At 61.3% G+C, this 22,876-nt stretch carries 24 protein-coding genes and 1 other RNA gene; 14 read left to right on the forward strand and 11 right to left on the reverse strand.

Translation table 11 applies throughout. From position 1 onward, the window contains the following. Window positions 1-26 precede the first annotated feature (26 nt). Window positions 27-476, reverse strand: a complete 450-nt coding sequence (locus tag EGM97_RS17145) for an EVE domain-containing protein (protein ID WP_238961675.1) — start codon at window positions 474-476, stop codon at window positions 27-29. Window positions 477-668: 192 nt separating this feature from the next. On the opposite strand from EGM97_RS17145, the gene EGM97_RS17150 reads away from it, so the two are divergent. Next, entirely contained in the window at window positions 669-815 is a 147-nt protein-coding gene (locus tag EGM97_RS17150) for a hypothetical protein (RefSeq protein ID WP_238961674.1), read from the forward strand. A gap of 35 nt (window positions 816-850) precedes the next feature. On the opposite strand, the gene EGM97_RS17155 is transcribed toward EGM97_RS17150, so the two are convergent. The 4 genes from EGM97_RS17155 to EGM97_RS17170 all read right to left on the reverse strand — a co-directional run bounded on the left by EGM97_RS17155 (window position 851) and on the right by EGM97_RS17170 (window position 2,303). Beyond that, entirely contained in the window at window positions 851-1,456 is a 606-nt protein-coding gene (locus EGM97_RS17155) for a 5-formyltetrahydrofolate cyclo-ligase (protein WP_238961673.1), read from the reverse strand. Between the two features lie 113 nt (window positions 1,457-1,569). Beyond that, window positions 1,570-1,749: non-coding RNA, 6S RNA (gene ssrS / locus EGM97_RS17160), on the reverse strand. A gap of 30 nt (window positions 1,750-1,779) precedes the next feature. After that, a complete protein-coding gene (locus EGM97_RS17165; RefSeq protein WP_238961672.1) occupies window positions 1,780-2,097 on the reverse strand; it encodes a cell division protein ZapA in 318 nt (105 codons plus the stop codon). Beyond that, on the reverse strand, window positions 2,094-2,303 hold the full coding sequence (locus tag EGM97_RS17170) for a TIGR02449 family protein (protein ID WP_017845111.1): 210 nt from the start codon (window positions 2,301-2,303) through the stop codon (window positions 2,094-2,096). The genes EGM97_RS17165 and EGM97_RS17170 overlap by 4 nt, the downstream gene beginning before the upstream one ends. Window positions 2,304-2,430: 127 nt before the next feature. On the opposite strand from EGM97_RS17170, the gene EGM97_RS17175 reads away from it, so the two are divergent. From EGM97_RS17175 to gcvH, 8 genes are all read left to right on the forward strand, one after another. After that, complete coding sequence (locus tag EGM97_RS17175) at window positions 2,431-2,985, forward strand: YecA/YgfB family protein (protein ID WP_238961671.1); 555 nt, start codon at window positions 2,431-2,433, stop codon at window positions 2,983-2,985. 27 nt (window positions 2,986-3,012) lie between these two features. Next, window positions 3,013-4,347, forward strand: coding sequence for a Xaa-Pro aminopeptidase (pepP, locus tag EGM97_RS17180; protein WP_238961670.1), 1,335 nt, complete (start codon window positions 3,013-3,015; stop codon window positions 4,345-4,347). After that, window positions 4,344-5,531, forward strand: a complete 1,188-nt coding sequence (gene ubiH, locus EGM97_RS17185; protein WP_238961669.1) for a 2-octaprenyl-6-methoxyphenyl hydroxylase — start codon at window positions 4,344-4,346, stop codon at window positions 5,529-5,531. Before pepP ends, ubiH begins: the two co-directional genes overlap by 4 nt. A gap of 67 nt (window positions 5,532-5,598) precedes the next feature. Continuing rightward, the gene (locus EGM97_RS17190; RefSeq protein WP_238961768.1) at window positions 5,599-6,816 is read left to right on the forward strand and encodes a 2-octaprenyl-3-methyl-6-methoxy-1,4-benzoquinol hydroxylase; all 1,218 of its coding nucleotides are present in this window, start codon (window positions 5,599-5,601) and stop codon (window positions 6,814-6,816) included. Window positions 6,817-6,939: 123 nt separating this feature from the next. Continuing rightward, window positions 6,940-7,944, forward strand: a complete 1,005-nt coding sequence (locus tag EGM97_RS17195; RefSeq protein WP_238961668.1) for an extracellular solute-binding protein — start codon at window positions 6,940-6,942, stop codon at window positions 7,942-7,944. A 116-nt stretch (window positions 7,945-8,060) separates the two neighbouring features. Continuing rightward, complete coding sequence (locus EGM97_RS17200; RefSeq protein WP_238961667.1) at window positions 8,061-9,668, forward strand: ABC transporter permease; 1,608 nt, start codon at window positions 8,061-8,063, stop codon at window positions 9,666-9,668. 160 nt (window positions 9,669-9,828) lie between these two features. Further along, the gene (gene gcvT, locus EGM97_RS17205; RefSeq protein WP_238961666.1) at window positions 9,829-10,911 is read left to right on the forward strand and encodes a glycine cleavage system aminomethyltransferase GcvT; all 1,083 of its coding nucleotides are present in this window, start codon (window positions 9,829-9,831) and stop codon (window positions 10,909-10,911) included. A gap of 48 nt (window positions 10,912-10,959) precedes the next feature. Beyond that, window positions 10,960-11,346: a glycine cleavage system protein GcvH gene (gcvH, locus tag EGM97_RS17210; protein ID WP_238961665.1), complete on the forward strand. Its 387-nt coding sequence runs from the start codon at window positions 10,960-10,962 to the stop codon at window positions 11,344-11,346. A 163-nt stretch (window positions 11,347-11,509) separates the two neighbouring features. Here the strand turns inward: gcvH and EGM97_RS17215 are convergent, their stop codons facing one another. From EGM97_RS17215 to EGM97_RS17225, 3 genes are all read right to left on the reverse strand, one after another. Beyond that, window positions 11,510-11,830, reverse strand: a complete 321-nt coding sequence (locus EGM97_RS17215) for a DUF2388 domain-containing protein (RefSeq protein ID WP_238961767.1) — start codon at window positions 11,828-11,830, stop codon at window positions 11,510-11,512. 85 nt (window positions 11,831-11,915) lie between these two features. Then, the gene (tfpB, locus tag EGM97_RS17220; protein WP_238961664.1) at window positions 11,916-13,700 is read right to left on the reverse strand and encodes a type IV pilus assembly ATPase TfpB; all 1,785 of its coding nucleotides are present in this window, start codon (window positions 13,698-13,700) and stop codon (window positions 11,916-11,918) included. A 143-nt stretch (window positions 13,701-13,843) separates the two neighbouring features. After that, window positions 13,844-14,182, reverse strand: coding sequence for a hypothetical protein (locus EGM97_RS17225; RefSeq protein WP_238961663.1), 339 nt, complete (start codon window positions 14,180-14,182; stop codon window positions 13,844-13,846). Window positions 14,183-14,308: 126 nt separating this feature from the next. Here EGM97_RS17225 and EGM97_RS17230 point away from each other — a divergent pair, with 126 nt between their 5' ends. Then, window positions 14,309-14,779 carry an Lrp/AsnC family transcriptional regulator gene (locus tag EGM97_RS17230; RefSeq protein WP_238961662.1) on the forward strand — a complete coding sequence of 157 codons (471 nt, stop codon included), beginning with the start codon at window positions 14,309-14,311 and terminating at the stop codon, window positions 14,777-14,779. 126 nt (window positions 14,780-14,905) lie between these two features. Here the strand turns inward: EGM97_RS17230 and EGM97_RS17235 are convergent, their stop codons facing one another. After that, window positions 14,906-16,273 (reverse strand): CYTH domain-containing protein, encoded by a 1,368-nt coding sequence (locus EGM97_RS17235; protein WP_238961661.1) that lies wholly within the window; start codon window positions 16,271-16,273, stop codon window positions 14,906-14,908. Between the two features lie 158 nt (window positions 16,274-16,431). Between EGM97_RS17235 and argE the strand changes: the two genes are divergently transcribed. The 3 genes from argE (at window position 16,432) to EGM97_RS17250 (ending at window position 20,814) form a co-directional block, all read left to right on the forward strand. Further along, window positions 16,432-17,589, forward strand: a complete 1,158-nt coding sequence (gene argE, locus EGM97_RS17240; protein WP_238961660.1) for an acetylornithine deacetylase — start codon at window positions 16,432-16,434, stop codon at window positions 17,587-17,589. Window positions 17,590-17,721: 132 nt separating this feature from the next. Further along, window positions 17,722-19,020, forward strand: coding sequence for an amino-acid N-acetyltransferase (gene argA, locus EGM97_RS17245; protein ID WP_232776813.1), 1,299 nt, complete (start codon window positions 17,722-17,724; stop codon window positions 19,018-19,020). Between the two features lie 471 nt (window positions 19,021-19,491). Continuing rightward, window positions 19,492-20,814 carry an OprD family porin gene (locus tag EGM97_RS17250; RefSeq protein ID WP_053148378.1) on the forward strand — a complete coding sequence of 441 codons (1,323 nt, stop codon included), beginning with the start codon at window positions 19,492-19,494 and terminating at the stop codon, window positions 20,812-20,814. Window positions 20,815-20,885: 71 nt separating this feature from the next. Here EGM97_RS17250 and hepT read toward each other — a convergent pair whose 3' ends face one another. Together hepT and mntA are read right to left on the reverse strand one after the other, a co-directional pair. After that, a complete protein-coding gene (hepT, locus tag EGM97_RS17255; protein WP_238961659.1) occupies window positions 20,886-21,314 on the reverse strand; it encodes a type VII toxin-antitoxin system HepT family RNase toxin in 429 nt (142 codons plus the stop codon). Then, window positions 21,304-21,699, reverse strand: coding sequence for a type VII toxin-antitoxin system MntA family adenylyltransferase antitoxin (gene mntA, locus EGM97_RS17260; RefSeq protein WP_238961658.1), 396 nt, complete (start codon window positions 21,697-21,699; stop codon window positions 21,304-21,306). Before mntA ends, hepT begins: the two co-directional genes overlap by 11 nt. A gap of 344 nt (window positions 21,700-22,043) precedes the next feature. On the opposite strand from mntA, the gene EGM97_RS17265 reads away from it, so the two are divergent. Further along, window positions 22,044-22,682, forward strand: coding sequence for a peroxiredoxin (locus EGM97_RS17265; protein ID WP_238961657.1), 639 nt, complete (start codon window positions 22,044-22,046; stop codon window positions 22,680-22,682). Window positions 22,683-22,876: the final 194 nt, after the last annotated feature.

A 22,876-nucleotide genomic window follows, 5' to 3' on the forward strand; every position in this document is an offset into this window, starting at 1 on the left:
ATTGATATCCATCAACTCATGGCCAGTCAGTGCAAGGCAATGACCGCCGCCCATTGTTCGGGGGTCACCGGCATGACCGACAGGCGTGAGCCCTTTTGTACCAGCGGCATTTGCGTCAGGGCGGCCTGCTGTTTGAGGTAGTCGAGCTTCAACACACGGGGAAACGTCTCGACATGGGCCACATCGATGGCCGTCCACGGATTTTTTTCGGGGCTGGCCTTGGGGTCGAAATAGTGGCTGTCGGGCTCCAGGGCTGTCGGGTCCGGGTAGGCGGTACGAACGACTCGGCCGATCCCGGCGATTCCGGGTTCAGGGCAACTGGAGTGGTAGAAAAAGAACGAGTCGCCGTGGGCCATGGCCCGCAGGAAGTTGCGCGCCTGATAGTTGCGGACACCGTCCCAGCGTGCCTGGCCGAGTTTCTGCAGGTCCTGGATGGACAGTTCGTCAGGCTCGGATTTCATCAGCCAATAGGCCATGTTTCATACTCCGGTGGCGGTGTTGAAAAAGTTCGCCGATTTTATGACAAACCGACGGTCGGTTGACGCCAGTGTTTGCGTGCCGGTTCAGGTTGCCGCAAAATGCCGACCTTCCAAGCTTGACGCTGCTGCACGGCCAATAAGAAAACCGCTGCTGTCATCGTGTGTGATATGCCTTGAGGGGGGCAATCGATGAAACGCAAACCGGATTTGTTGTGGATTCTGGTCATTCTGTTCGGTCTGGGTGTCGTGACCACCGGTTACGCCCAAAGCCTATGGGCCAGCAAGACCGAAGCACCAATGGACATCACCCAGCCCGCGCCCTCGCTTAAACACTGAAGCTGCCTTGCAGACGCCGCCGGGTATCGCGGCGTCTATCCTGCGACATACCAGCGCTTGTCACTGACCGTTCCTTGCAACGGCACGTCCCAGCTTGCCTGCGCCAGCCGTTCGACCTTTTGACATTCATGGGCCAGCCCCAGCAGTGTCGGCTTGCGCCATTGCTTGCGTCGCGCCAGATAGGCCAGGCTGCGGTCATAAAAACCGCCCCCCATCCCCAGCCGACCTCCGACATCATCGAATCCCACCAGCGGCAACAGCACCAGGTCCAGTGCCCACACCTTGCGTTGCCGGGCAATGCTGACGTGGGGTTCCAGGATGCGAAAACGATTGGGCCGCAACTTCTCGCCAGGACGGATGCGCTGGAAAACCATCTTGGTCCGCGGCCACGGGCTGAGCACCGGCAGATAAGTGGACTTGCCCCGACGCTGGGCGGCCCGTAGCAGCAGACGCGGATCGATTTCGCCATCGTTGGGCAAGTACAGGGCAATGTGCCTGGCGCGGCGAAACAGCGGATGCTGGGCCAGTTGCCGGTAGAGTCCGCGGGCCGCTTCGCGTTGCTGGGCCGGCGTCAGGGCGCGCCGGGCCTGGCGCAGCAGGCGTCGCAATTGTGGGCGGGGCAGCAGCGCGGGCTCGGTCATGATCGATGCTTCGGCAATGGTCGTGGCGACAGGGTAACCGCAAACGCCGTGGCCAGAAATGCCCGCGCCAGACACAACAATGCCAGTCTTGTTGACTGGCATTGTCTGGGATCAGGCTCCCCGGATGAACCGCTGTCGGCTTAGCCCTTGAACCCGAGAGTTCAAGGTGGAAGTTGCAGGGGGCGTTAAGGCTTTCCGTCAAGCGGACATGCACACCGGCCCCAACGTGCAACCCCCGTGGTTGTGCGTATCGGCTCAGGGACATCACCAACTGGCAAGCACCCCAGGGAGTGATGCGAGTATACCTCAGGATGCCTCGCGAATCAGCCCTTGCTGACGTCCGGATCAGTGGTCAGCACCAGATCCACCCGTTCGAGCAGGTCGCGCACCTGCTCACGGGTCGAACCGCTGACTTGCACTTGCGGCGTGTCCTGGCGATGCAAAAGGTCGTGCGTAATGTTCAAGGCGGCCATCACGGCGATGCGGTCGGCACCGATGACTTTGCCGCTGCTGCGGATCTCGCGCATCTTGCCATCCAGGTAACGGGCGGCGCTCACCAGGTTGCTGCGCTCTTCCTGGGGGCAGATGATCGAATACTCTTTATCGAGGATCTGCACGGTAACGCTATTGCTTGAACTCATGAGTCTTGCTCCAGGGCCTTGAGGCGCGAAATCATCGATTCGACCTTACGCCGGGCGATTTCGTTTTTTTCAATGAGGTGCGCGCGTTCCTCGCGCCAGGTTTTTTCCTGAGCTAATAGGAGTCCGTTTTGACGCTTAAGTTGCTCGACCCGGTCAATTAGCAATTCGAGTCTGGCCATCAGCGCTTGCAGGTCGGTGTCTTCCATTGTGTCCACTGAAGAAGGTGTCTGATGGGGATTGGGTCGTACAGCCTCTGATAGTCTTGGCGAGTCTGTCGATGTAGGATACAAGGCCTCCATTCTAGACATAGCGCCGTCTGGCGCCTAGCTGCCCATGCCCATTCAGAATTCACCGTATCAAGCTTTCGCCACCCTGCTGAGCACCAGCGGTCATCCCGTTTCGCCTGCCGAACTGCATGGCCTGTTGCTCGGGCGCAGTTGTGCCGGTGCCGGCTTCGACGCCGAAGGTTGGTTGGCCGACGCCGCCGAGCTGCTTGAAGGCGAGCCGACGGACAACGTCCGCAACGCCCTCATCGGCCTGCAGGAAATGGTCAAGGGCGAATTGACCAGCGACGACATGACCGTCGTCCTGCTGCTGCCCACCGACGACGCGCCGCTGGCCGAGCGCGCCGCTGCCCTGGGTCAATGGTGCCAGGGCTTCCTCGCCGGCTTCGGCCTGACCCGCCGAGCCTATGCGCTGAGTGCAGAGGCCAACGAGGTGCTGCAGGATCTGGCGGCAATCTCCCAGGTCCAGGACGCCCTGGAAGAATCCGAGGACGGCGAGAGCGACTACATGGAGGTGATGGAATACCTGCGGGTCGCGCCTCTGTTGCTGTTCACCGAAACCAGGAAAACCGCCGAGCCGGCCGCCAAGCCATCCTTGCACTGATCGCTGGAAAGGGAACTCCGTCTGCCCATGATCCATATCCCGAAATCGGAATACAGCCGTCGCCGCAAGGCCCTGATGGCGCAGATGGAACCCAACAGCATTGCCATCCTGCCCGCGGCCGCCGTGGCAATCCGCAACCGCGACGTCGAGCATGTCTACCGTCAGGACAGCGATTTCCAGTACCTCAGCGGTTTCCCCGAGCCGCAGGCGGTCATTGTGCTGATCCCCGGCCGGGCTCATGGCGAGTACATCCTGTTCTGTCGCGAGCGCAACGCCGAGCGGGAATTATGGGATGGCCTGCGGGCCGGCCAGGAAGGGGCGATACGCGACTATGGTGCGGACGACGCGTTCCCCATCACCGACATCGACGACATCCTGCCGGGCCTGATCGAGGGCCGTGACCGGGTGTATTCGGCCATGGGCAGCAACCCGGAATTCGACCGGCACCTGATGGAGTGGATCAACGTGATCCGCTCCAAGGCCAACCTCGGTGCCCAGCCGCCGAACGAATTCGTTGCCCTGGATCATCTGCTGCACGACATGCGCCTGTATAAATCGGCGGCGGAATTGAAGGTCATGCGCGAGGCCGCGAGGATCTCCGCCCAGGCGCATATTCGTGCGATGCAGGCGGCGCGTCCGGGCCTGTACGAATACAGCCTGGAAGCCGAACTCGATTACGAGTTCCGCAAGGGCGGGGCGAAGATGCCGGCCTATGGCTCGATCGTTGCGGCAGGCCGTAACGGTTGCATCCTGCACTATCAGCAGAACGACGCGTTGCTCAAGGACGGCGACCTGGTGTTGATCGACGCCGGTTGTGAAATCGACTGCTACGCCAGTGACATCACGCGGACCTGGCCGGTCAACGGCAAATTCTCGCCCGAGCAGAAGGCGATCTACGAGCTGGTACTGGCGGCCCAGGAAGCGGCGTTTGCCGAGATCGCGCCGGACAAGCACTGGAACCAGGCCCATGAAGCGACGGTCCGGGTCATTACCGAGGGGCTGGTACGCTTGGGGCTGCTGGAAGGCGACGTGGACGAATTGATCGCCAGCGAGGCCTACCGGACGTTCTACATGCATCGTGCCGGTCATTGGCTGGGCATGGACGTGCATGACGTGGGCGAGTACCGGGTCGGCGGCGAATGGCGGGTATTGGAAGTCGGCATGACGCTGACGGTAGAGCCGGGTATCTATATCAGCCCGGACAACCGTAGCGTCGCAAAAAAATGGCGCGGCATTGGCGTGCGCATCGAGGATGACGTGGTAGTGACCAGAACCGGTTGTGAAATCCTGAGCCGTGGCGTGCCGAAGACGGTGGCCGAAATCGAGGCCCTGATGGCCGCCGCACGGACCCAGGCGGCATGAGCCGGGTCAACCTGGCGATCATCGGCGGCGGGCTGGTGGGGGCGAGCCTGGCACTGGCGCTGCAGGTCGGCGCCAAGACCCGAGGCTGGACGATCACGCTGATCGAGCCTTTTGCGCCCGGTCATGCCTGGCAACCGAGCTATGACGCCCGGTCCTCGGCGCTGTCGTTCGGTTCCCGGCAGATCTATCAGCGCCTGGGGCTCTGGCAGGAAGTTTCCCGTCGGGCCGAGCCGATCAAGCAGATCCATGTGTCCGATCGCGGACGGTTTTCCACGGCGCGGCTGTCGGCCATGGAAGAGGGCGTGCCGGCCCTGGGCTACGTGGTGGAAAACGCCTGGCTCGGCCAGTGCCTGTGGCACGCCCTGGACCCTGAAGTGGTCAGCTGGCGGTGCCCGGCGCAGGTCACCCGGATGGAGCCGATGGTGGGCGGGTATCGCCTGACATTGGACGACGAAACCCTCCTGGAATGCGACCTTGCAGTGCTGGCCGATGGTGGCCGCTCCAATCTGCGAGAGCAGTTAGGCATCGGCGTGCGGAACCGGCCCTATGACCAGAGCGCACTGATTGCCAACATCACCCCCGGCGTAGCCCACAACGGCATGGCCTTCGAGCGCTTCACCGATGATGGCCCGATGGCCTTGTTGCCGCTGCCGGAGAACCGTTGCGCGCTGGTCTGGACCCGCCAGGGCATGGATGCGCAACGGCTGGCAGCCCTCGACGAGCGCAGTTTCCTCAGCGAATTGCAGGGGGTGTTCGGCTATCGCCTGGGTACCTTGAAGCAGGTGGGCGCGCGACATCTCTATCCACTGGCGCTGGTGGAGGCCGAAGAGCAGGTGCGCCCCCATCTGGCGATCCTGGGCAATGCCGCCCATAGCTTGCATCCGATTGCAGGGCAAGGATTCAACCTGTCCCTGCGCGATGCCCAGGCCCTGGCCGATGCACTGCTCGGCAGCGACAGCGCGCCGGGCGACTTTGCCGTATTGCAGGCCTACCGCGAACGCCAGCGGCTGGACCAGACCTTGACCGTCGGCTTTTCCGATCAGGTCACGCGCCTGTTCAGCAGCAGCCTGCCGCTGGTGTCCCTGGGCCGCAACCTCGGTTTGCTGGGCCTCGACCTGCTGCCACCAGCCAAGCGCTGGTTCGCCCGCCAGGCCATGGGCCTGGGGACCCGGCCCGATGTGTAGTCAGGGTGCCGGACTTTCTTTTCATGGGCGGCCCGTGCCGTCCGCAACACAGGCTTGAAGCATGGAAATGCGTGCAGATCTGCTGATTGTCGGTGCCGGTATGGTCGGCAGCGCCCTGGCGTTGGCGTTGCAGGGCAGTGGCTTGCAAGTGCTGCTGCTGGACGGCAGCCCGATGAGCGTCAAACCCTACGATCCCCAAGCGGCGTTCGAGCCCCGGGTCAGCGCCCTGTCGGCGGCCAGCCAGCGGATCCTCGAGCGCCTGGGTGTGTGGGAGGGCATCACCGCCCGTCGCGCCAGCCCGTACACCGACATGCACGTCTGGGACGGCAGCGGTACCGGGCAGATCCATTTTTCGGCCGCCAGCCTGCATGCCGACGTGTTGGGTCACATCGTGGAAAACCGTGTCGTGCAGGACGCTTTGCTGGACCGGTTGCATGACTGCGATTTGGGCCTGCTGGCCAACGCCCGATTGGAACAGATGCGCCGTTCCGGCGACGACTGGCTGCTGACCCTGGCGGATGGCCGCACCTTGCGCGCGCCGCTGGTCATTGCTGCGGACGGCGCCAATTCCGCCGTGCGGCGCCTGACCGGGGTTGCCACCCGGGAGTGGGATTACATGCACCATGCCATCGTTACCAGCGTGCGCAGCGCCCGGCCGCACCGGATGACGGCCTGGCAGCGTTTCACCGACGACGGCCCTCTGGCGTTCCTGCCCCTGGAGCGAGAGGGCCGGCACGACTGGTGCTCGATTGTCTGGTCCACCACCCCAGGTGAGGCACAGCGACTGATGGCGCTCGATGAGGCTGGCTTCTGCGGCGAGCTGGAGCGGGCCTTCGAAGGCCAGCTCGGCCATGTCATCAGCGCCGACCCGCGCTTGTGCGTGCCGTTGCGTCAGCGGCACGCCAAGCGCTACGTGGCCGAAGGACTGGCGCTGATCGGCGACGCAGCCCACACCATCCATCCTTTGGCCGGGCAGGGGGTGAACCTGGGGTTCCTCGACGCTGCCGTGCTGGCCGAAGTGTTGTTACAGGCAGCCGGACGGGGCGAGCGGCTGGCGGACGTCAAGGTGCTGAGCCGCTACGAACGCCGGCGCATGCCCCATAACCTGGCGCTGATGGCGGCGATGGAGGGTTTCGAGCGGCTATTCCAGGCCGATCCGTTACCGGTGCGCTGGTTGCGCAATACCGGTTTGAAACTGGTGGACCGCTTGCCAGAAGCCAAGGCGCTGTTCGTGCGCGAAGCGCTGGGGTTGACTGGAGATCTGCCGGATCTGGCCAGGGTCTGAGAACTGGGGTGGGGCTCATGGCCTCATCGCAACATTTGGAAACGTCTCGACCCACGGTTCGATTGAGATGCCAAATGTGAGTCCTTATCATTTGCGCTCGTTCACCATCGAGAGACTGCCCCCATGTCGGCACCCAAGCGCCTGCTGTCCGCCCTCGCCCTGACCCTGATCGGCACCACGGCTGTCCAGGCCGCCGATGAGGTGGTGGTTTACTCTTCGCGTATCGACGAGCTGATCAAGCCGGTCTTTGACGCCTACACCAAGAAGACGGGTGTTTCGGTGAAGTTCATCACCGACAAGGAAGCGCCGTTAATGCAGCGCATCAAGGCCGAAGGCGAAAACGCCACGGCCGACCTGCTGTTGACCGTCGACGCCGGCAACCTCTGGCAGGCCGAGCAGATGGGCATCCTCCAGCCGTTCACCTCCCCGGTGATCGACGCCAACATCCCGTCTCAATATCGTGCGTCCTCCCATGCCTGGACCGGCTTGAGCCTGCGGGCGCGGACGATTGTCTATTCCACCGACCGGGTCAAACCAGGCGAGCTGAGCACTTATGAAGCCCTGGCGGGCAACGAGTGGGAAGGCCGCCTGTGCCTGCGCACCTCGAAGAAGGTCTACAACCAGTCCCTGACCGCCACCCTGATCGAAACCCATGGCGCGGAGAAAACCGAGCAGATCCTCAAGGGCTGGGTCCGCAACCTGTCCACGGATGTCTTCTCCGACGACACCGCGCTGCTGGAGGCCATCAACGCCGGGCAGTGCGACGTCGGCATCGTCAACACCTACTACTTCGGCCGCCTGCACCAGCAGAAGCCGGACCTGAAGGTGAAGCTGTTCTGGCCGAACCAGGCTGACCGTGGTGTGCACATCAACCTCTCGGGTATCGGCCTGACCAAGTACGCGCCGCATCCCGAAGCGGCACAAAAACTGGTGGAGTGGATGACCACGCCCGAGGCGCAGAGCATCTTTGCCGACGTCAACCAGGAGTTCCCGGCCAACCCGAAAGTGGAGCCGTCCAAGGAAGTCGCAGCCTGGGGCAAGTTCAAGGCCGACACGTTGCCGGTGGAAGTGGCGGGTAAACGCCAGGCCGAGGCCATTCGCATGATGGACCGCGCCGGCTGGAATTAAGCGCTTCCTGGATCGCAGCCTGTGAGGTTCCTGGCGGTTAGCCAACTGCCAGGAGCGCCGCGGGCTGCGATTTTTTGCGGTTTAATACGCGTCCATTGATCGTCCGAGTATTCTCCTTGGCCCACCCCGTCCAACGCCGCTGGTACCCCCTGGTCTTCGCCATTGCTGCGTTGGTCCTGCTGCCCTTGAGTGTCCTGCTGCTGTCCTGGCAGAGCATCGATGCACAGATCTGGTCCCATCTCTGGGACACCCAGATGCCACGTCTGCTGGGCAACACGCTGACGTTGATCATCGGCGTCGGCGCAGGTGTGACATTACTGGGCGTCAGTCTCGCCTGGCTCACCAGCCTCTGTGAGTTTCCCGGTCGCCGGTGGCTTGACTGGGCGTTGATGTTGCCGTTCGCCATCCCTGCCTACGTGCTGGCATTCGTCTTCGTCGGCCTGCTGGATTTTGCCGGCCCGGTGCAGACGTTGCTGCGTGAGGGGTTCGGCAGCGGCCTGCGTCTGCCCCGGGTCCGTTCCACCGGCGGGGTGATCCTGGTGTTGATCCTGGTTTTCTATCCTTACGTCTACCTGCTGGCGCGAAGTGCGTTCCTGGCCCAGGGCAAGGGATTGATGGAGGCGGCCAGGGTGTTGGGCCAATCGCCCTGGCAGGCGTTCTGGCGGGTGGCGCTGCCGATGGCCCGTCCAGCCATCGGCGCGGGCGTTGCGTTGGCGCTGATGGAGACGCTGGCGGATTTCGGTGCGGTGTCCGTGTTCAACTTCGACACGTTCACCACCGCCATCTATAAGACCTGGTACGGCTTCTTCAGCCTCTCCAGTGCTGCCCAGTTGGCCAGTCTTCTGCTGCTGGCGGTGATGCTGGTGCTCTACGGAGAGCGTCGTGCCCGAGGTGCCCAGCGGGTCAGCAATGAGCGACCCCGGGTCAAGGCGTTGTATCACTTGCGTGGGCTCAAGGCGCTCGCAGCCAGCGGTTGGTGCCTGCTGGTGTTCGCCTGCGCCTTTGTCATTCCGGTCCTGCAACTGGTGGTGTGGTTCTGGCAGCGGGGGCGTTTCGATCTCGATGAGCGTTATGCCGGGTTGATCGTCCACACGCTGTACCTGGGTGGCATGGCGGCATTGGTCACCGTTTGCGTTGCCTTGCTGCTGGCTTTCGCCCGCCGTCTGGCGCCGACCCGTACGATCCGCGCCGGTGTGGGCGTGGCGAACCTGGGATATGCCTTGCCCGGCTCGGTACTGGCGGTGTCGATCATGCTTGCGTTCAGCTACCTGGATCGCGAGTTGGTCATTCCGCTGTCGACCTTGTTGGGCGGCGCGGGCAAGCCCCTGTTGCTGGGCAGTCTGGCGGCTCTGTTGCTGGCGTACCTGGTGCGTTTCCTGGCGGTGGCATACGGCCCGTTGGAGAGCAGCCTGGGACGAATCCGTCCGTCATTGCCGGAAGCGGCACGCAGTCTGGGTGTCAGTGGGCCACGACTGTTTTTCAAAGTGTATCTGCCGTTGCTGCTGCCCGGCACCTTGAGTGCGGCGTTGCTGGTGTTCGTGGATGTCCTCAAGGAAATGCCCGCGACCTTGCTGATGCGCCCGTTCGGCTGGGACACGCTGGCTGTGCGCATCTTCGAAATGACCAGCGAAGGGGAGTGGGCGCGGGCCGCGCTGCCGGCGTTGACCCTGGTACTGGTGGGGCTGTTGCCGGTCATCGGATTAATACGTCGTTCGGCACGCTAGTGTTCACAGGTGCCAGTCTACCGTCATGCGGCTACAATGCGCCGCATTCGGTGCGGTCTGTCTGTCAGACCGGGTAACTGAGAGCGGCTGAAAATGCCCTTCGGCGTTCGCGCCGTGCAGTGCCCGTCCGCACCTTCGCCAAGCCCGGAAGGAGAAACCCATGGGACAGCGTACGCCTCTGTATGACCTTCATCTCGCCCTCGGCGCGAAGATGGTCGATTTTGGCGGTTGGGATATGCCTCTGCATTACGGCTCGCAAGTCGAAGAGCATCATCAGGTGCGTCGCGACTGCGGTGTGTTCGATGTGTCCCACATGACGGTGATCGATGTCGCCGGTCCCCAGGCGAAGTCCTGGTTGCAGCGCTTGCTCGCCAACGATGTCAATCGCTTGCAGGACACGGGCCATGCCCTCTACAGCGCCATGCTCAACGAGCGCGGCGGTATCGTCGACGACATGATCGTCTACCGGATCGAGGACGGTTACCGTCTGGTCTTCAATGCCTCGACCCGCGAGCAGGACCTGGCGTGGATGCAGGCGCAGCTCGGAGCCTATGACGTGCAACTGCGCGAGCGCCCCGAGCTGGCAATGCTGGCTATTCAGGGGCCTCAAGCCCGACACAAGATTGCCGAGCTGGTCACGCAATCCCGTGGTCAGTTGATCCAGCAACTCAAACCCTTCGAAGGTCGTTCCGACGGCGAATGGTTCATCGCCCGCACCGGTTACACCGGAGAGGATGGCCTGGAAATCGTCCTGCCCGCCCATGAAGCCCTGAGTTTCTTCAACGATCTGGTGGGTGCCGGCATTTCTCCAATCGGCCTCGGCGCCCGCGATACCCTGCGCCTGGAAGCTGGCATGAATCTCTACGGCCAGGATATTCATCAAGACGTTTCCCCGCTGGCCTCGAACATGGCGTGGAGCATCGCCTGGGAGCCGGCGAGCCGCCAGTTCATCGGGCGTACGGCGCTGGAAGCCGAACTCGCCGCAGGCGTGCAGCATAAACTGGTCGGCCTGGTGCTCGAAGAGCGCGGGGTTCTGCGTGCCCATCAGGTGGTCCGCATCGCCGATATTGGCGAAGGGGAGATCACCAGTGGTAGTTTTTCTCCTACGCTTAGCAAGTCGATCGCCCTGGCTCGTGTTCCGATGGCTACGGCCGACCGCGCCGAGGTGGAGATTCGTGGTAAGTGGTACCCGGTACGGGTGGTCAAGCCGACCTTTGTCCGCCATGGCAGAACCCTGATCTAACTTTTTGCTGGCCGTTGGCCGCTGACACTTCTCTAGAGGACACAGAATATGAGCGACATCCCTGCCGAACTGCGTTTTGCCGAAAGTCACGAGTGGGCGCGCCTGGAGGCTGACGGTAGTGTCACCGTGGGTATTTCCGATCACGCTCAGGAGGCTCTGGGTGATGTCGTGTTCATCGAGCTGCCGGAGCTTGGCAAAGAATTGGCGGCCGGTGATGCGGCAGGGGTGGTGGAATCGGTGAAGGCAGCGTCGGATATCTATTCGCCCGTGTCGGGTGAAGTCGTTGCAGTCAACGAGGCCCTGGGCGATGAGCCGGAAGCACTGAACAATACGCCCTACGAATCGTGGATCTTCAAGATCAAGCCTTCCAATGCAAGTGCCGATCTGGATCGGTTGCTGGATGCGGCGGGCTACAAGGATTTGATCGGCGAGTAACCGCGAAACCTGTGGGCACGGGCTTGCTCGCGAATGCGGTGTGTCAGTCACCCTTTGTATTGCTGATCCACCGTCATCGCGAGCAGGCTCGCTCCCACAGGGCGGACTGGAGACTTCCAAAGAAAATGCCGCTCGATCGAGCGGCATTTTTCATCGTGTTGAATCAGTCCTGGGCGACGGCGTTTTTCGCCAGGATCGCGTTGGCCAGCTCCATGTCGGAAGCTTGCAGGCCGGGGTTGTCGGCACGGACCTTCTGCATGGCTGCTTCCAGGTATGGGCCACGGATGTTGCCATCACTGGCGACGAAACTGCCGGCATCGTCCTGGGCGGCGACGATCAGCTTGTGATCCTTGAAGGTCAGGTAAGTGGAACCGGTGGTTGCACCGGACGAGATGACGTTACGCCAAAACGTGTCGGCCATTGCCGAGCCAACAGGAAGAGACAGCAAGGCCAGGGTAGCGACAGCCAGTTTGAGACGCATGATGAGTGACTCCACGGGGTTAACTATGACGTTGGATTACCTGCGCCTCGATTCAGTTCCATGACCGTCCGGTCAAGCGTCGCCACGCTCATTTCTGCTCGCTTTGCGGCGTCACCCGCAGCACCTCCTCAACCGTCGTCAGCCCGGCGGCGACTTTCTGTGCGCCGGACAGTCGCAAGCTGCGCATGCCCTCCTTGAATGCCTGGCGACGTACCGCCAGCAGGTCAGTGTCGGCGTGGATGAGTCCCTTGATGTTGTCGCTCAACTGCAGGATTTCGTACACCCCGGCGCGCCCGCGATAGCCGGTGTCACGACATTCCAGGCAGCCGACAGCCTGGTGCGCGTTGCTGGGCAGCGGGGCCTGCCACGGGCGCGTCAGGGTGTGCCAGTCATCCTCGTCCAGAGTCAGGGGCGCCTTGCAATGGGGGCACAGCGTGCGCACCAGGCGCTGGGCCATGACCCCCAGCACCGTCGCCTTGATCAGGTAATGGGGCACGCCGAGTTCCAGCAAGCGGCTGATGGCGCTCGGTGCGTCGTTGGTGTGCAGCGTCGAGAGCACCAGGTGCCCGGTGAGCGCTGCCTGGATGGCCATTTCGGCGGTTTCCAGGTCGCGGATCTCGCCGATCATGATGATGTCCGGATCCTGCCGCATCAGTGCCCGAACGCCGGCGGCAAAGCTCAGGTCGATGTTGTGTTGCACCTGCATCTGATTGAAGGACGTCTCGACCATCTCGATCGGGTCCTCGATGGTGCAAAGGTTCACCTCCGGCGTCGCCAGTTTCTTGAGGGTGGTGTAGAGGGTGGTGGTTTTGCCGGAACCGGTGGGGCCGGTCACCAGGACGATGCCGTTGGGCTGGCGGGTCATGTCCTGCCAGCGACGCAGGTCATCGGCGGAAAAGCCGAGCTGGTCGAAATCCTTGAGCAGCACTTCCGGATCGAAGATCCGCATGACCATTTTTTCGCCGAACGCCGTGGGCAAGGTCGACAGGCGCAATTCCACCTCTCCGCCGTCGGGCGTCTTGGTCTTGACCCGGCCGTCCTGGGGTTTGCGCTTTTCCGCGACGTTCATTCGCCCCAGGTTCTTCAGGCGACTGATGATCGCCATCGTCACCTGTGGCGGGAACTGATAGACGGTGTGCAGCACCCCGTCGATTCGAAATCGCACCGTGCCTTGCTCGCGCCGTGGCTCGATGTGGATATCGCTGGCGCGCTGCTGGAAGGCGTACTGGAACAGCCAGTCGACGATGTTGACGATGTGTGCGTCGTTGGCGTCCGGTTCCTGATCGCTGGCGCCGAGGTTGAGCAGTTGTTCGAAATTGCTCAGGTTGCTCGGTTGCTGGTCGACAGCGGTCGCGCCGCTGACCGATTTGGCGAGGCGATAGAACTCCACGCTCAGGCGCTGGATGTCCACCGGGTTGGCGACCACCCGCTTGATCGGCAGCTTCAGTACGTGGGTCAGATCCGATTCCCAACTGCTGACGTAAGGTTGGGCGCTGGCGACGGTGACGGCGTCGCGATCGACCGCCACCGCCAGGATCTTGTGGCGCTGGGCAAAGGCGTATGACATCAGGGGCGTGACGGCCGCGACGTTGATTTTCAACGGATCGATACGCAGGTAGGGTTGGCCGGCCTGCTGGGCCAACCACAGGGTCAGGTTTTCCAGGTCCAGGCGCTTGCCGGGGCGGCTGAGATCGTCCAGATGCTGGTTGGCGATGAACTCCAGGGGATGCAACTGAGAACTGGCGCTGTGGCGTCGCCGGGCGTTGAGCGCGGTTTCTGCCGAGTCCTGGCTGATGAGGCCCTGGGCGACCAACTGGCGCAACAGATCGTTGAGGTCCAGCCAGCGGTCCTGAGTGGCGTGTTTGGTGGACATGCGGGATTCCTATGTACAATTGCAGCAAAGCCGCGATACAGACGCTTCGGCGTCCTCTCGGTCTGCAAAAGAATAGTCCCGACCCTATGGACCGTTGGGCCACTACCCGACCAATGCGTTTCGAATTCTTGCTCCGGCCGGCCTCAACCCACGGCCTGGGCCGGCTCGAGCCACGTTTCGTCAGCGTTGCGCAGGGTTACCGAACAGACGCTGATCAGGTTACGTAATTTTTCAGCAATAACCTGGGCACGGTGCCAGCTGAGCCCGTCCATGAGGATTTCCATGGTCAGCAGATCATCCTCGCGCTCGACGTGAACCTGCTGCGGCGTCAGGCCCTGCAGGGCAAACAGGTTCAATGCCCGGCACAACACGTCGGCCTCGGCCTCGGTCTGCAACCGATATTGCGCAAGGCAATGGGTGTTGGCGGTGTGCCAGACGTCGGCACGGGTGTGCACCGTGCTGACGGATTCGATTGGGGGCATGATTGATCTCCTGGGGTTCGGGAGAAATATTTGCATGCCGAAACGGGTATTTCTTATCTAATATCAGAGGTATTCGCGGTTCTGCGAATTGTTCAAGTTTATAAATGGATTTTTAAGGATTTATTTATGCAAAGCGAGTTGGACAGTTACGACCGGCGGATACTGGCACTGCTGCAAGAAGACGCTTCGCTCTCCAGCGCCCAGGTTGCCGAGCGCGTGGGTTTGTCCCAATCGCCCTGTTGGCGTCGAATCCAACGGATGAAGGAGGAGGGCATCATCCGCGGGCAGGTGACTTTGCTCGATCGGAAGAAAATCGGTCTTAACACGCAGATCTTCGCTGAAATCAAGCTCAACGCTCACGGTCGGTCGAATTTCACCGAGTTTACCGAGGCGATTCGCGGCTTCCCCGAGGTGCTTGAGTGCTACGTACTGATGGGGTCGGTGGATTTCCTGCTGCGCATCGTCACGGCGGACATCGAGGCGTATGAGCGTTTCTTCTTCGAGAAACTGTCGCTGGTGCCGGGGATTCAGGAGGTGAACTCGATCGTGGCGCTGTCGGAGATCAAGTCCACGACGAGTTTGCCGGTGGTGCGATGATCGGCGTGGGGAATGGTCTGGCCCCATCGCGAGCAGGCTTGCTTCCACAAAGGGTTGGGGTTGTCGCGGATAGTGCGCCCAACCCGGATCGACATGTGGGAGCGAGCCCTGCTCGCGATGGCGATGTTACAGGCGCAACAAGGTCTTCCACGCCCGATTCTGATACACCGCGATCGCCTGCTGCTTACGTGCTTCCAGGGCTTCGTCGGTGATCGGCTCGTTGGCCAGTTGCGCCAGTTTGTTCAGCTCGCCGTAGAGGCGGTCCATTTCCGGGATATCGAGTACCTGCCGGGCATGGTGCAACCAGACCTGGATGCGCTCGATGCGTGGCAACTGTTCGGCCAGGTCTTCCGGCTGCTGCTGATAACGTTGCAATTGCAGGGACGAGGACTCCTCCCCCAGCAGGCGCGGCAGCCAGCTGTTCAATTGTGCGGCCCCCTGGCGATTGCCACGGGTATTGCGCTCGGCCGTCCAGCTACGGGCCAGCAGCCAGCGAGAAGCGTTGAGGGAGAACAGGCCCCAGCGCGGGTCTTGCAGTTCTTCCAGGAACTGCTCGGGCGCGGCCTTGCGCACGTCTTCGTCGTCCAGGCCGGCCTGGACCACCGGGCGCCAGTCTTCCAGCAATGCATCCAGGGCAATGCGCAGGTCGTGGGTCGACTGGCGTGGCGCGGCTTGGCCGAGGCTGCTGAGCAGGGCTCGCAGTTCGGCCAGGTTATCCACCCAGTCCTGCAACAGGCGCCAGTGGCCGTTGAAGCGATATTGCTCGGCCAGGCGCTGGCTGCTGCCCAGCAAATGCCAGCTCAGCGCAGCAAAGGCGTCATCCAGCGGCATCTCGGCGGTCAGCTGTGGAGCCGGCAGGCTCAGGGCGTAGCTGCTTGCATCGTGCAGGCGATAGCCACGCTCGGCCTTGCTGATGTCACAAGGCATCAAGGGCAGGGTCTCGGCCAGCTCGGCGGCCAACTCCAGCAGGGCGGCGGGTTCGCCTTCGCGCAGTTCCAGCTCCAGTTCGCAGATTTCTTCTTTCTGCTTGCCGACCACGACATGGCCCAGGTCCAGCGCGGCTTCGATGACCACTTTGTTTTTTCCACGGCCCCAGGCGATTTCAGCGCGTTCGCGGACGAAATCGGTGGTGAAGATGGCTTTCAGGGCTTTCTTGTCCAGTTCGGCCAGGGATTCGGGCCAGCATTCGCCGTCGAGTTTCTTCAGGTCGAGCTTGGCTTTGGGCAGGTGCCAGTCGTACTCGTTGCGCTCGGACAGGCCGGCGACGCTCTGGCCACGGGTCTTGAGGGTCTGGATCACCTCTTCGCCGTCGCGACGCAGGCGCAGGGCGACTTTGGCCCGGGCCAGGTCACGTTCGGGGGTATCGAAATACTGGTTCATCAGTTCGCGGCGTTCCCAGCCGCCTTTGTTGCGTTTTTTCAGCAGCGGGTGCTCGCGCAGGGCTGCCAGGGTCTCGCGGCTGACGCGGAGTTTGATTTCGGTTTCTTTCTGCATGGCCGGAAAATCCAGGGATCGGGTGCGCAGCCGGGGAGAGGTGTGGCTGCCAAGGTCGTGCAGTGTACAGGAGTCATCCGCCTTGCGTGCCGCGACGGTTTATTACTGGCGCCGGATGGTTCTATGATGGACGTCAATTTGTAAGCCCGGAGACAGCGATGCCTTTGCCATCCATGAAAGATCAGTTCGCTGCCCTGATCGCCGCGCCTTCGGTCAGCTGTACGCAACCGACGCTGGACCAGTCCAACAGTGCCGTGATCGAACTGTTGGCGGGTTGGCTCAGTGACCTTGGATTTTCCTGTGATATCCAGCAGGTCAGCCCCGGCAAGTTCAACCTGCTGGCCAGTTTCGGCAGCGGTCCGGGCGGCCTGGTACTGGCCGGGCATAGCGACACGGTGCCCTTCGATGGTGCGTTGTGGCAGACCGACCCGCTGAAACTGACCGAGGTCGATGGCCGCTGGGTTGGCCTGGGGAGCTGCGACATGAAAGGCTTTTTCGCCCTCGCCATCGAGGCGCTCAAGCCGCTGCTGGACCAGCCGTTCAAGCAGCCGCTGCTGATTCTCGCCACTTCTGACGAGGAAAGCTCCATGGCGGGTGCCCGGGCTCTGGCCGAGGCCGGGCGTCCATTGGGGCGTGCCGCCATCATCGGCGAGCCGACCGGGCTCAGGCCGATTCGCCTGCACAAAGGCGTGATGATGGAGCGCATCGACATCCTCGGGCGCAGCGGTCATTCCTCCGACCCAAGCCTGGGTCGTAGCGCCCTCGAAGCCATGCACGATGCCATGGGGGAACTGCGCGGCCTGCGCCTGCAATGGCAGCGTGAATTCCGCAATCCGCAATTCAGCGTGCCCCAGCCCACCCTGAACTTCGGCTGCATCCACGGTGGCGACAACCCTAACCGAATCTGCGGCCAATGCTCCATGGAGTTCGACCTGCGCCCGCTACCGGGCATGGATCCGCAAGTGCTGCGGGCGGCCATCCAGCAGAAGCTCAACCCGATTGCCGAACGGCATCAGGTCAAGATCGACTATGCGCCGCTGTTCCCCGAAGTGCCGCCGTTCGAGCAGGCCGAGGACGCCGAACTGGTGCGTCTGGCCGAGCGGCTCACGGGTTATCGTGCCGAAGCAGTGGCGTTTGGCACCGAAGCGCCTTATCTTCAGCGCCTTGGCTGCGAAACCCTGGTGCTGGGGCCTGGCGATATCGCCTGTGCCCACCAGCCCGGCGAGTACCTTGAAATGTCACGTTTGCAGCCTACCGTGCAACTGCTGCGGCAGTTGATCGGACATTACTGCCTGACGCCGGCCACGGCCGGCTAAATCGCCCGCATTCGGGCCCGTATTCATGAGGAGAGCGCGCGTGTCGCCAAGCCTGTTCCGACGATAACCATCAGCCTGCTGTGCGTTCTGTTTCGTCTTTTTTTGGCTGTTATTTATTACAGGTCCAGGTTCATGCCCGAATACGTCAATTGGCTTCGCCACGCTTCGCCATACATCAATGCCCACCGTGATTGCACCTTCATCGTCATGCTGCCCGGCGATGGGGTGGAACATCCGAACTTCGGCAATATCGTCCATGACCTGGTGCTGTTGCACAGCCTCGGCGTGCGCCTGGTACTGGTCCATGGTTCGCGCCCGCAGATTGAAACCCGCCTCGCGGCGCGGGGGCTGACCCCTCATTACCACCGTGGTATGCGCATCACCGATGCCGCGACCCTGGAATGCGTGATCGACGCGGTCGGGCAGTTGCGCATCGCCATTGAAGCGCGCCTGTCGATGGACATGGCCTCTTCGCCGATGCAGGGTTCGCGGTTGCGGGTGGCGAGCGGCAACCTGGTCACGGCGCGGCCGATCGGCGTGTTGGAGGGCGTGGATTACCACCACACCGGTGAAGTGCGCCGGGTCGACCGCAAGGGTATCAATCGCCTGCTGGACGAGCGCTCCATCGTGCTGCTGTCGCCGTTGGGCTATTCGCCCACCGGGGAGATCTTCAACCTTGCCTGCGAAGACGTTGCCACCCGCGCGGCCATCGACCTAGCGGCCGATAAACTGCTGCTGTTCGGCTCCGAGCCGGGATTGATCGGTGAGGACGGCCGGCTGGTGCGCGAATTGCGTCCGCAGCAAGTCCCGGCGCATATGCAACGCCTGGGCAGCGATTACCAGGCCGAATTGCTGGATGCGGCGGCCCAGGCCTGCCGGGGCGGCGTGGCCCGCAGTCACATCGTCAGTTACGCCGAGGACGGTGCGCTGCTGGCCGAACTGTTCACCCGCGACGGCAGCGGCACGCTGGTGGCTCAAGAACAATTCGAAGTGGTGCGTGAAGCGGCTATCGAAGATGTCGGTGGCTTGCTGGACCTGATCAGTCCGTTGGAAGAGCAGGGGATTCTTGTACGTCGTTCCCGCGAAGTATTGGAGCGGGAAATCGAACAGTTCAGTGTGGTCGAGCGCGAAGGCATGATCATCGCCTGCGCGGCGCTCTACCAGATCGCCGATTCGGATGCTGGCGAGCTGGCCTGTCTGGCGGTGAACCCGGAATACCGTCACGGCGGTCGTGGCGACGAACTGCTGGAGCGAATCGAAACCCGGGCCCGGGCCCAAGGACTCAAGACGTTGTTCGTGCTCACCACCCGTACCGCCCACTGGTTCCGCGAGCGTGGCTTCGAGCCCAGCAGTGTCGAACGCCTGCCGGCCGCCCGCGCGTCGCTCTACAACTATCAACGCAATTCGAAAATCTTCGAAAAAGCGTTGTAGGCCTTTCTTGCCGATGGTCGCGCTGCCGCGCTCTTCTTGATTTCAGACAATGAGCGTCTAGTCTGGAAAGCCTCAAGATCGGGGCATGCGCGAATGCTTGCTCTTCGAATCGAAGCCCCTCAAAGCGCAGGATCAATTCCTGTGCCTCGTTTGCTTGAATTCGGAAAAGCCCGACGAAGTACTATTCAGTTATCCCAAACGTCGCCGATACGCCATGCCATCGTTTGATGATGCTTTGATGGCAACCATATGTCGAAAAGAGCTGAAAACTAATGAAACAATTCTTTTTGGATTTATAAAGAATCCATTATTCTGCGGGCCGGCATCGCGACGTTAGACCATGGTCGTAATCACAAATGGTTACGATTGACTTGTCAGTCACGGTCTGGCGCTAATCGCGCATCCGCGGATTCCGGGCGTTCGATCCGGAACCACAGATACACAAGAATTAGAAAACGAGAGGAGCGAAGCATGAACAAGTCCACCTTGGCCCTGGCCGTGGCCGTTGGGGTTTTGGCGCAGCAGGCAGGCGCCGCCGGTTTTATTGAAGACAGCAAGGCTACCTTGGGTCTGCGTAACTTCTACATCAACACGGATAACCGTGATTCTGCTGCTACAACGAACAAGTCTGAGGAATGGGGCCAAGGTTTCGACCTGCGCTTCACCTCCGGTTACACCCAAGGCACCGTTGGCTTCGGTATCGATGCCATTGGTCTGCTGGGTATCAAGCTGGATTCGGGCGGCGGTACCAACGGCGCCTCCAACAACAGCTACGGCGGTACGGTCTTCCCGAGCAACTCCAACGGCGAGGCGGTGGATAACTTCTCCAGCCTGGGCCTGACTGCCAAAGCCAAGGTTTCCCAGACCGAGCTGAAGCTGGGCACCTTGCAGCCAAAACTGCCCGTAATCGTGACCAATGACGGTCGTTTGCTGCCGCAAACCTTCCAGGGCGGTCAGATCACCTCGAACGAAATCAAGGACCTGACCCTCATCGGTGGTCAGATCGAGCACGCTAAAGGTCGTAACTCCAGCAACAACGAGGAGTTGTCCATTGCCGGTGCGAACGGTCGTACCGCGAGCGGCCGCGATAGCAACAAATTCATCTACGGTGGCGGTGACTACAAAATCACCAAGGACCTGACTGCCCAGTATTACTACGGCAACCTGGAAGACTTCTACAAGCAGCACTTCCTGGGTCTGGTTCACAACTGGGCCATCGGTCCGGGCGTACTGAAATCTGATCTGCGCTATTTCAACAGCCGCAGCGACGGCGCCAATGGCCATGATTCCAACTACTACACCACTGGCTACTATGGTGGCAGCGTCACCAAGGGCAAGGTCGACAACAACCTGTACAGCGGCTTGTTCCTCTACACCGTCGCAGGTCACACCTTTGGTGGTGGCTATCAGGCCAGCAACGGCGACAGCGATTTCCCTTGGCTGAACCAGGGTGACGGCTCGTCGGCTTACCTGACTACCGACATGCAGATCGCCAAGTTCGCCCGTGCCGGTGAACGTACCTGGCAGGGTCGCTACTCGTACGACTTCGCCAAGCTCGGTGTGCCTGGCCTGACCGCTGGCGTCATCTATCTGCGTGGCGACAATATTGATCACGCCACCGGTGACAAGACCGAGTGGGAGCGTGACATCACCGTTGGCTACGTTGTACCGGAAGGCGCTCTGAAGAACGTAGGCGTGATGTGGAAAAACGCTACCTGGCGCAACGATATCCCAGGTCAGCGCGACCAGGATGAAAACCGCCTGATCGTCAGCTACTCGATCCCGTTGCTGTAAGTAACGCGCTCGCGTAACGAAAAAAAGCCCCGCCCGGCAACACGCCGGGCGGGGCTTTTACGTTTTCGGTGTCAGATGTCGGACTCTGTTGAGTCCTTGCGCAGTATGTTTGCACTGAACGCAATGAAGTCGCCCAGATGCTGGGTAATGATGGCGATCAGGATAGGCAGTTGCAGTGCTTGATAGTCGTGCACGGCGATATTTCTGAAGCCCACCATATTCTTCAGATTTTTCACCAGGTCCTCGGCGACCCAGCCAGCTTGGTAAAGCAACTCGAACACGTCCCGGGCACTTTGCGGGACGCCCAGGCGTTCACGTCGAATCAGATGTTGCCCCATGTCCAGTGCCGCTTCACAGGCCCGCTGGATATTCAGAACCGCCGAATCCTGGCGGGTAAAATCCGTGGTGAAGGTGGCAGGATTCTTCTCGTACTCTTCCCTCACCCTGGCGACGCAGCGTTCAATACTCGCTGCTTTGTTGATCAGTACGTCATCGGCCATACACGGTGCCTTTTTCCTGAATATCCTTGAGCAAGCCTGCTCGTGCTGCGTCGAAGGCAGTTTTTTCGCTGAGGATAAAACTCTCGTATAGCCCGGCTTGTACGTCTTTGGCCCACAAGCGCTGCCCTCGGGTCACGATCTGGTACTGCATCACGGTTGTTGCTGCACGCAAATCGATCAGATCCACCGGAACCTTGGCTATATCCGCCATATCTCCTGCAATCTGCCATAGCTGCATCGGATCAATTTCGCCGGGCACGAGCACGGCCATATCGACATCGCTGTCGGGTCCTGCGGTTCCTTGCGCATGGCTGCCAAACAGATACACCGCCAATAGGTCAGGGAACCGGTCTTGCAGATGAGTCAACAATGCTTGAATGTCCATGCCGTCTATCCTAGCCGCTCGTTCTGGCATCGGGTTAACAATTTGGCAGGCATGTCAGGAAATTTTGAAAACAAAAAAAAGCCCCGCCCGGCAACGCGCCCGGCGGGGCTTTACGTTTTCGAGTCAGGCCCACCCCTGTAGCCTTTCCCGAAACGACTCCTCTTTCAGCAACTCGAGGCCTTCTCGAACCTCGTTGAGGATGTTGGGCTTATAGATGTGTCGGCGCCAGTGAACACTTTTTTATATTTCCAACAGATCTATAAAGATCAGTATTCATTCTTTTTCAAATCGTTAAGAACGAGGCACAGTCAGGCTCTACAAGATCCTCATCAAGGAGCCGCACCATGAGCCTCAGACTCGGCGACATCGCCCCCGACTTCGAACAGGATTCCAGCGCCGGCAGGATCCGCTTCCATGAATGGCTTGGCGATAGCTGGGGTGTGCTGTTCTCCCACCCGGCGGATTTCACGCCGGTCTGCACCACCGAATTGGGTCTGACCGCCAAGCTCAAGGATGAGTTTGCCAAGCGCGGCGTGAAAGCGATTGCCCTCTCGGTCGACCCGGTGGACTCGCACCACAAGTGGATCGAGGACATCAACGAAACCCAGAACACCGTCGTCAATTTCCCGATCCTGGCGGACGCCGACCGCAAGGTGTCGGACCTCTACGACCTGATCCATCCCAACGCCAGTGACACCCTGACCGTGCGTTCTCTGTTCGTGATCGACCCGAACAAGAAGATTCGCCTGACCATCACCTACCCGGCCAGTACCGGGCGCAATTTCAACGAGATCCTGCGGGTGATCGACTCCTTGCAACTGACCGACAACCACAAAGTCGCCACCCCGGCCAACTGGCAGGACGGCGATGAAGTGGTGATCGTGCCGTCGCTTAAGGATGAGGAAGAAATCAAACGGCGCTTCCCTAAAGGCTATCGCGCTGTGAAACCTTATCTGCGATTGACGCCGCAACCGAATCGGTAACCAAAAACCTGTGGGAGCGAGCCTGCTCGCGATAGCGGAGTGTCAGAGACATTGTTTGAGCTGAGCCGCCGCCATCGCGAGCAGGCTCGCTTGTATGGTAGGACTTGAAGGGAGGAGGAGGGACAAGGCTCGATTCTGACTGTTAGCCGCAGTACAGACTGTGGGAGATTTCGCCCCTCCTCCTTTCACCCAAG

It is taken from the genome of Pseudomonas sp. AF32 (genome assembly GCF_022342325.2).
In the GTDB taxonomy this organism is placed as follows: domain Bacteria; phylum Pseudomonadota; class Gammaproteobacteria; order Pseudomonadales; family Pseudomonadaceae; genus Aquipseudomonas; species Aquipseudomonas uvaldensis.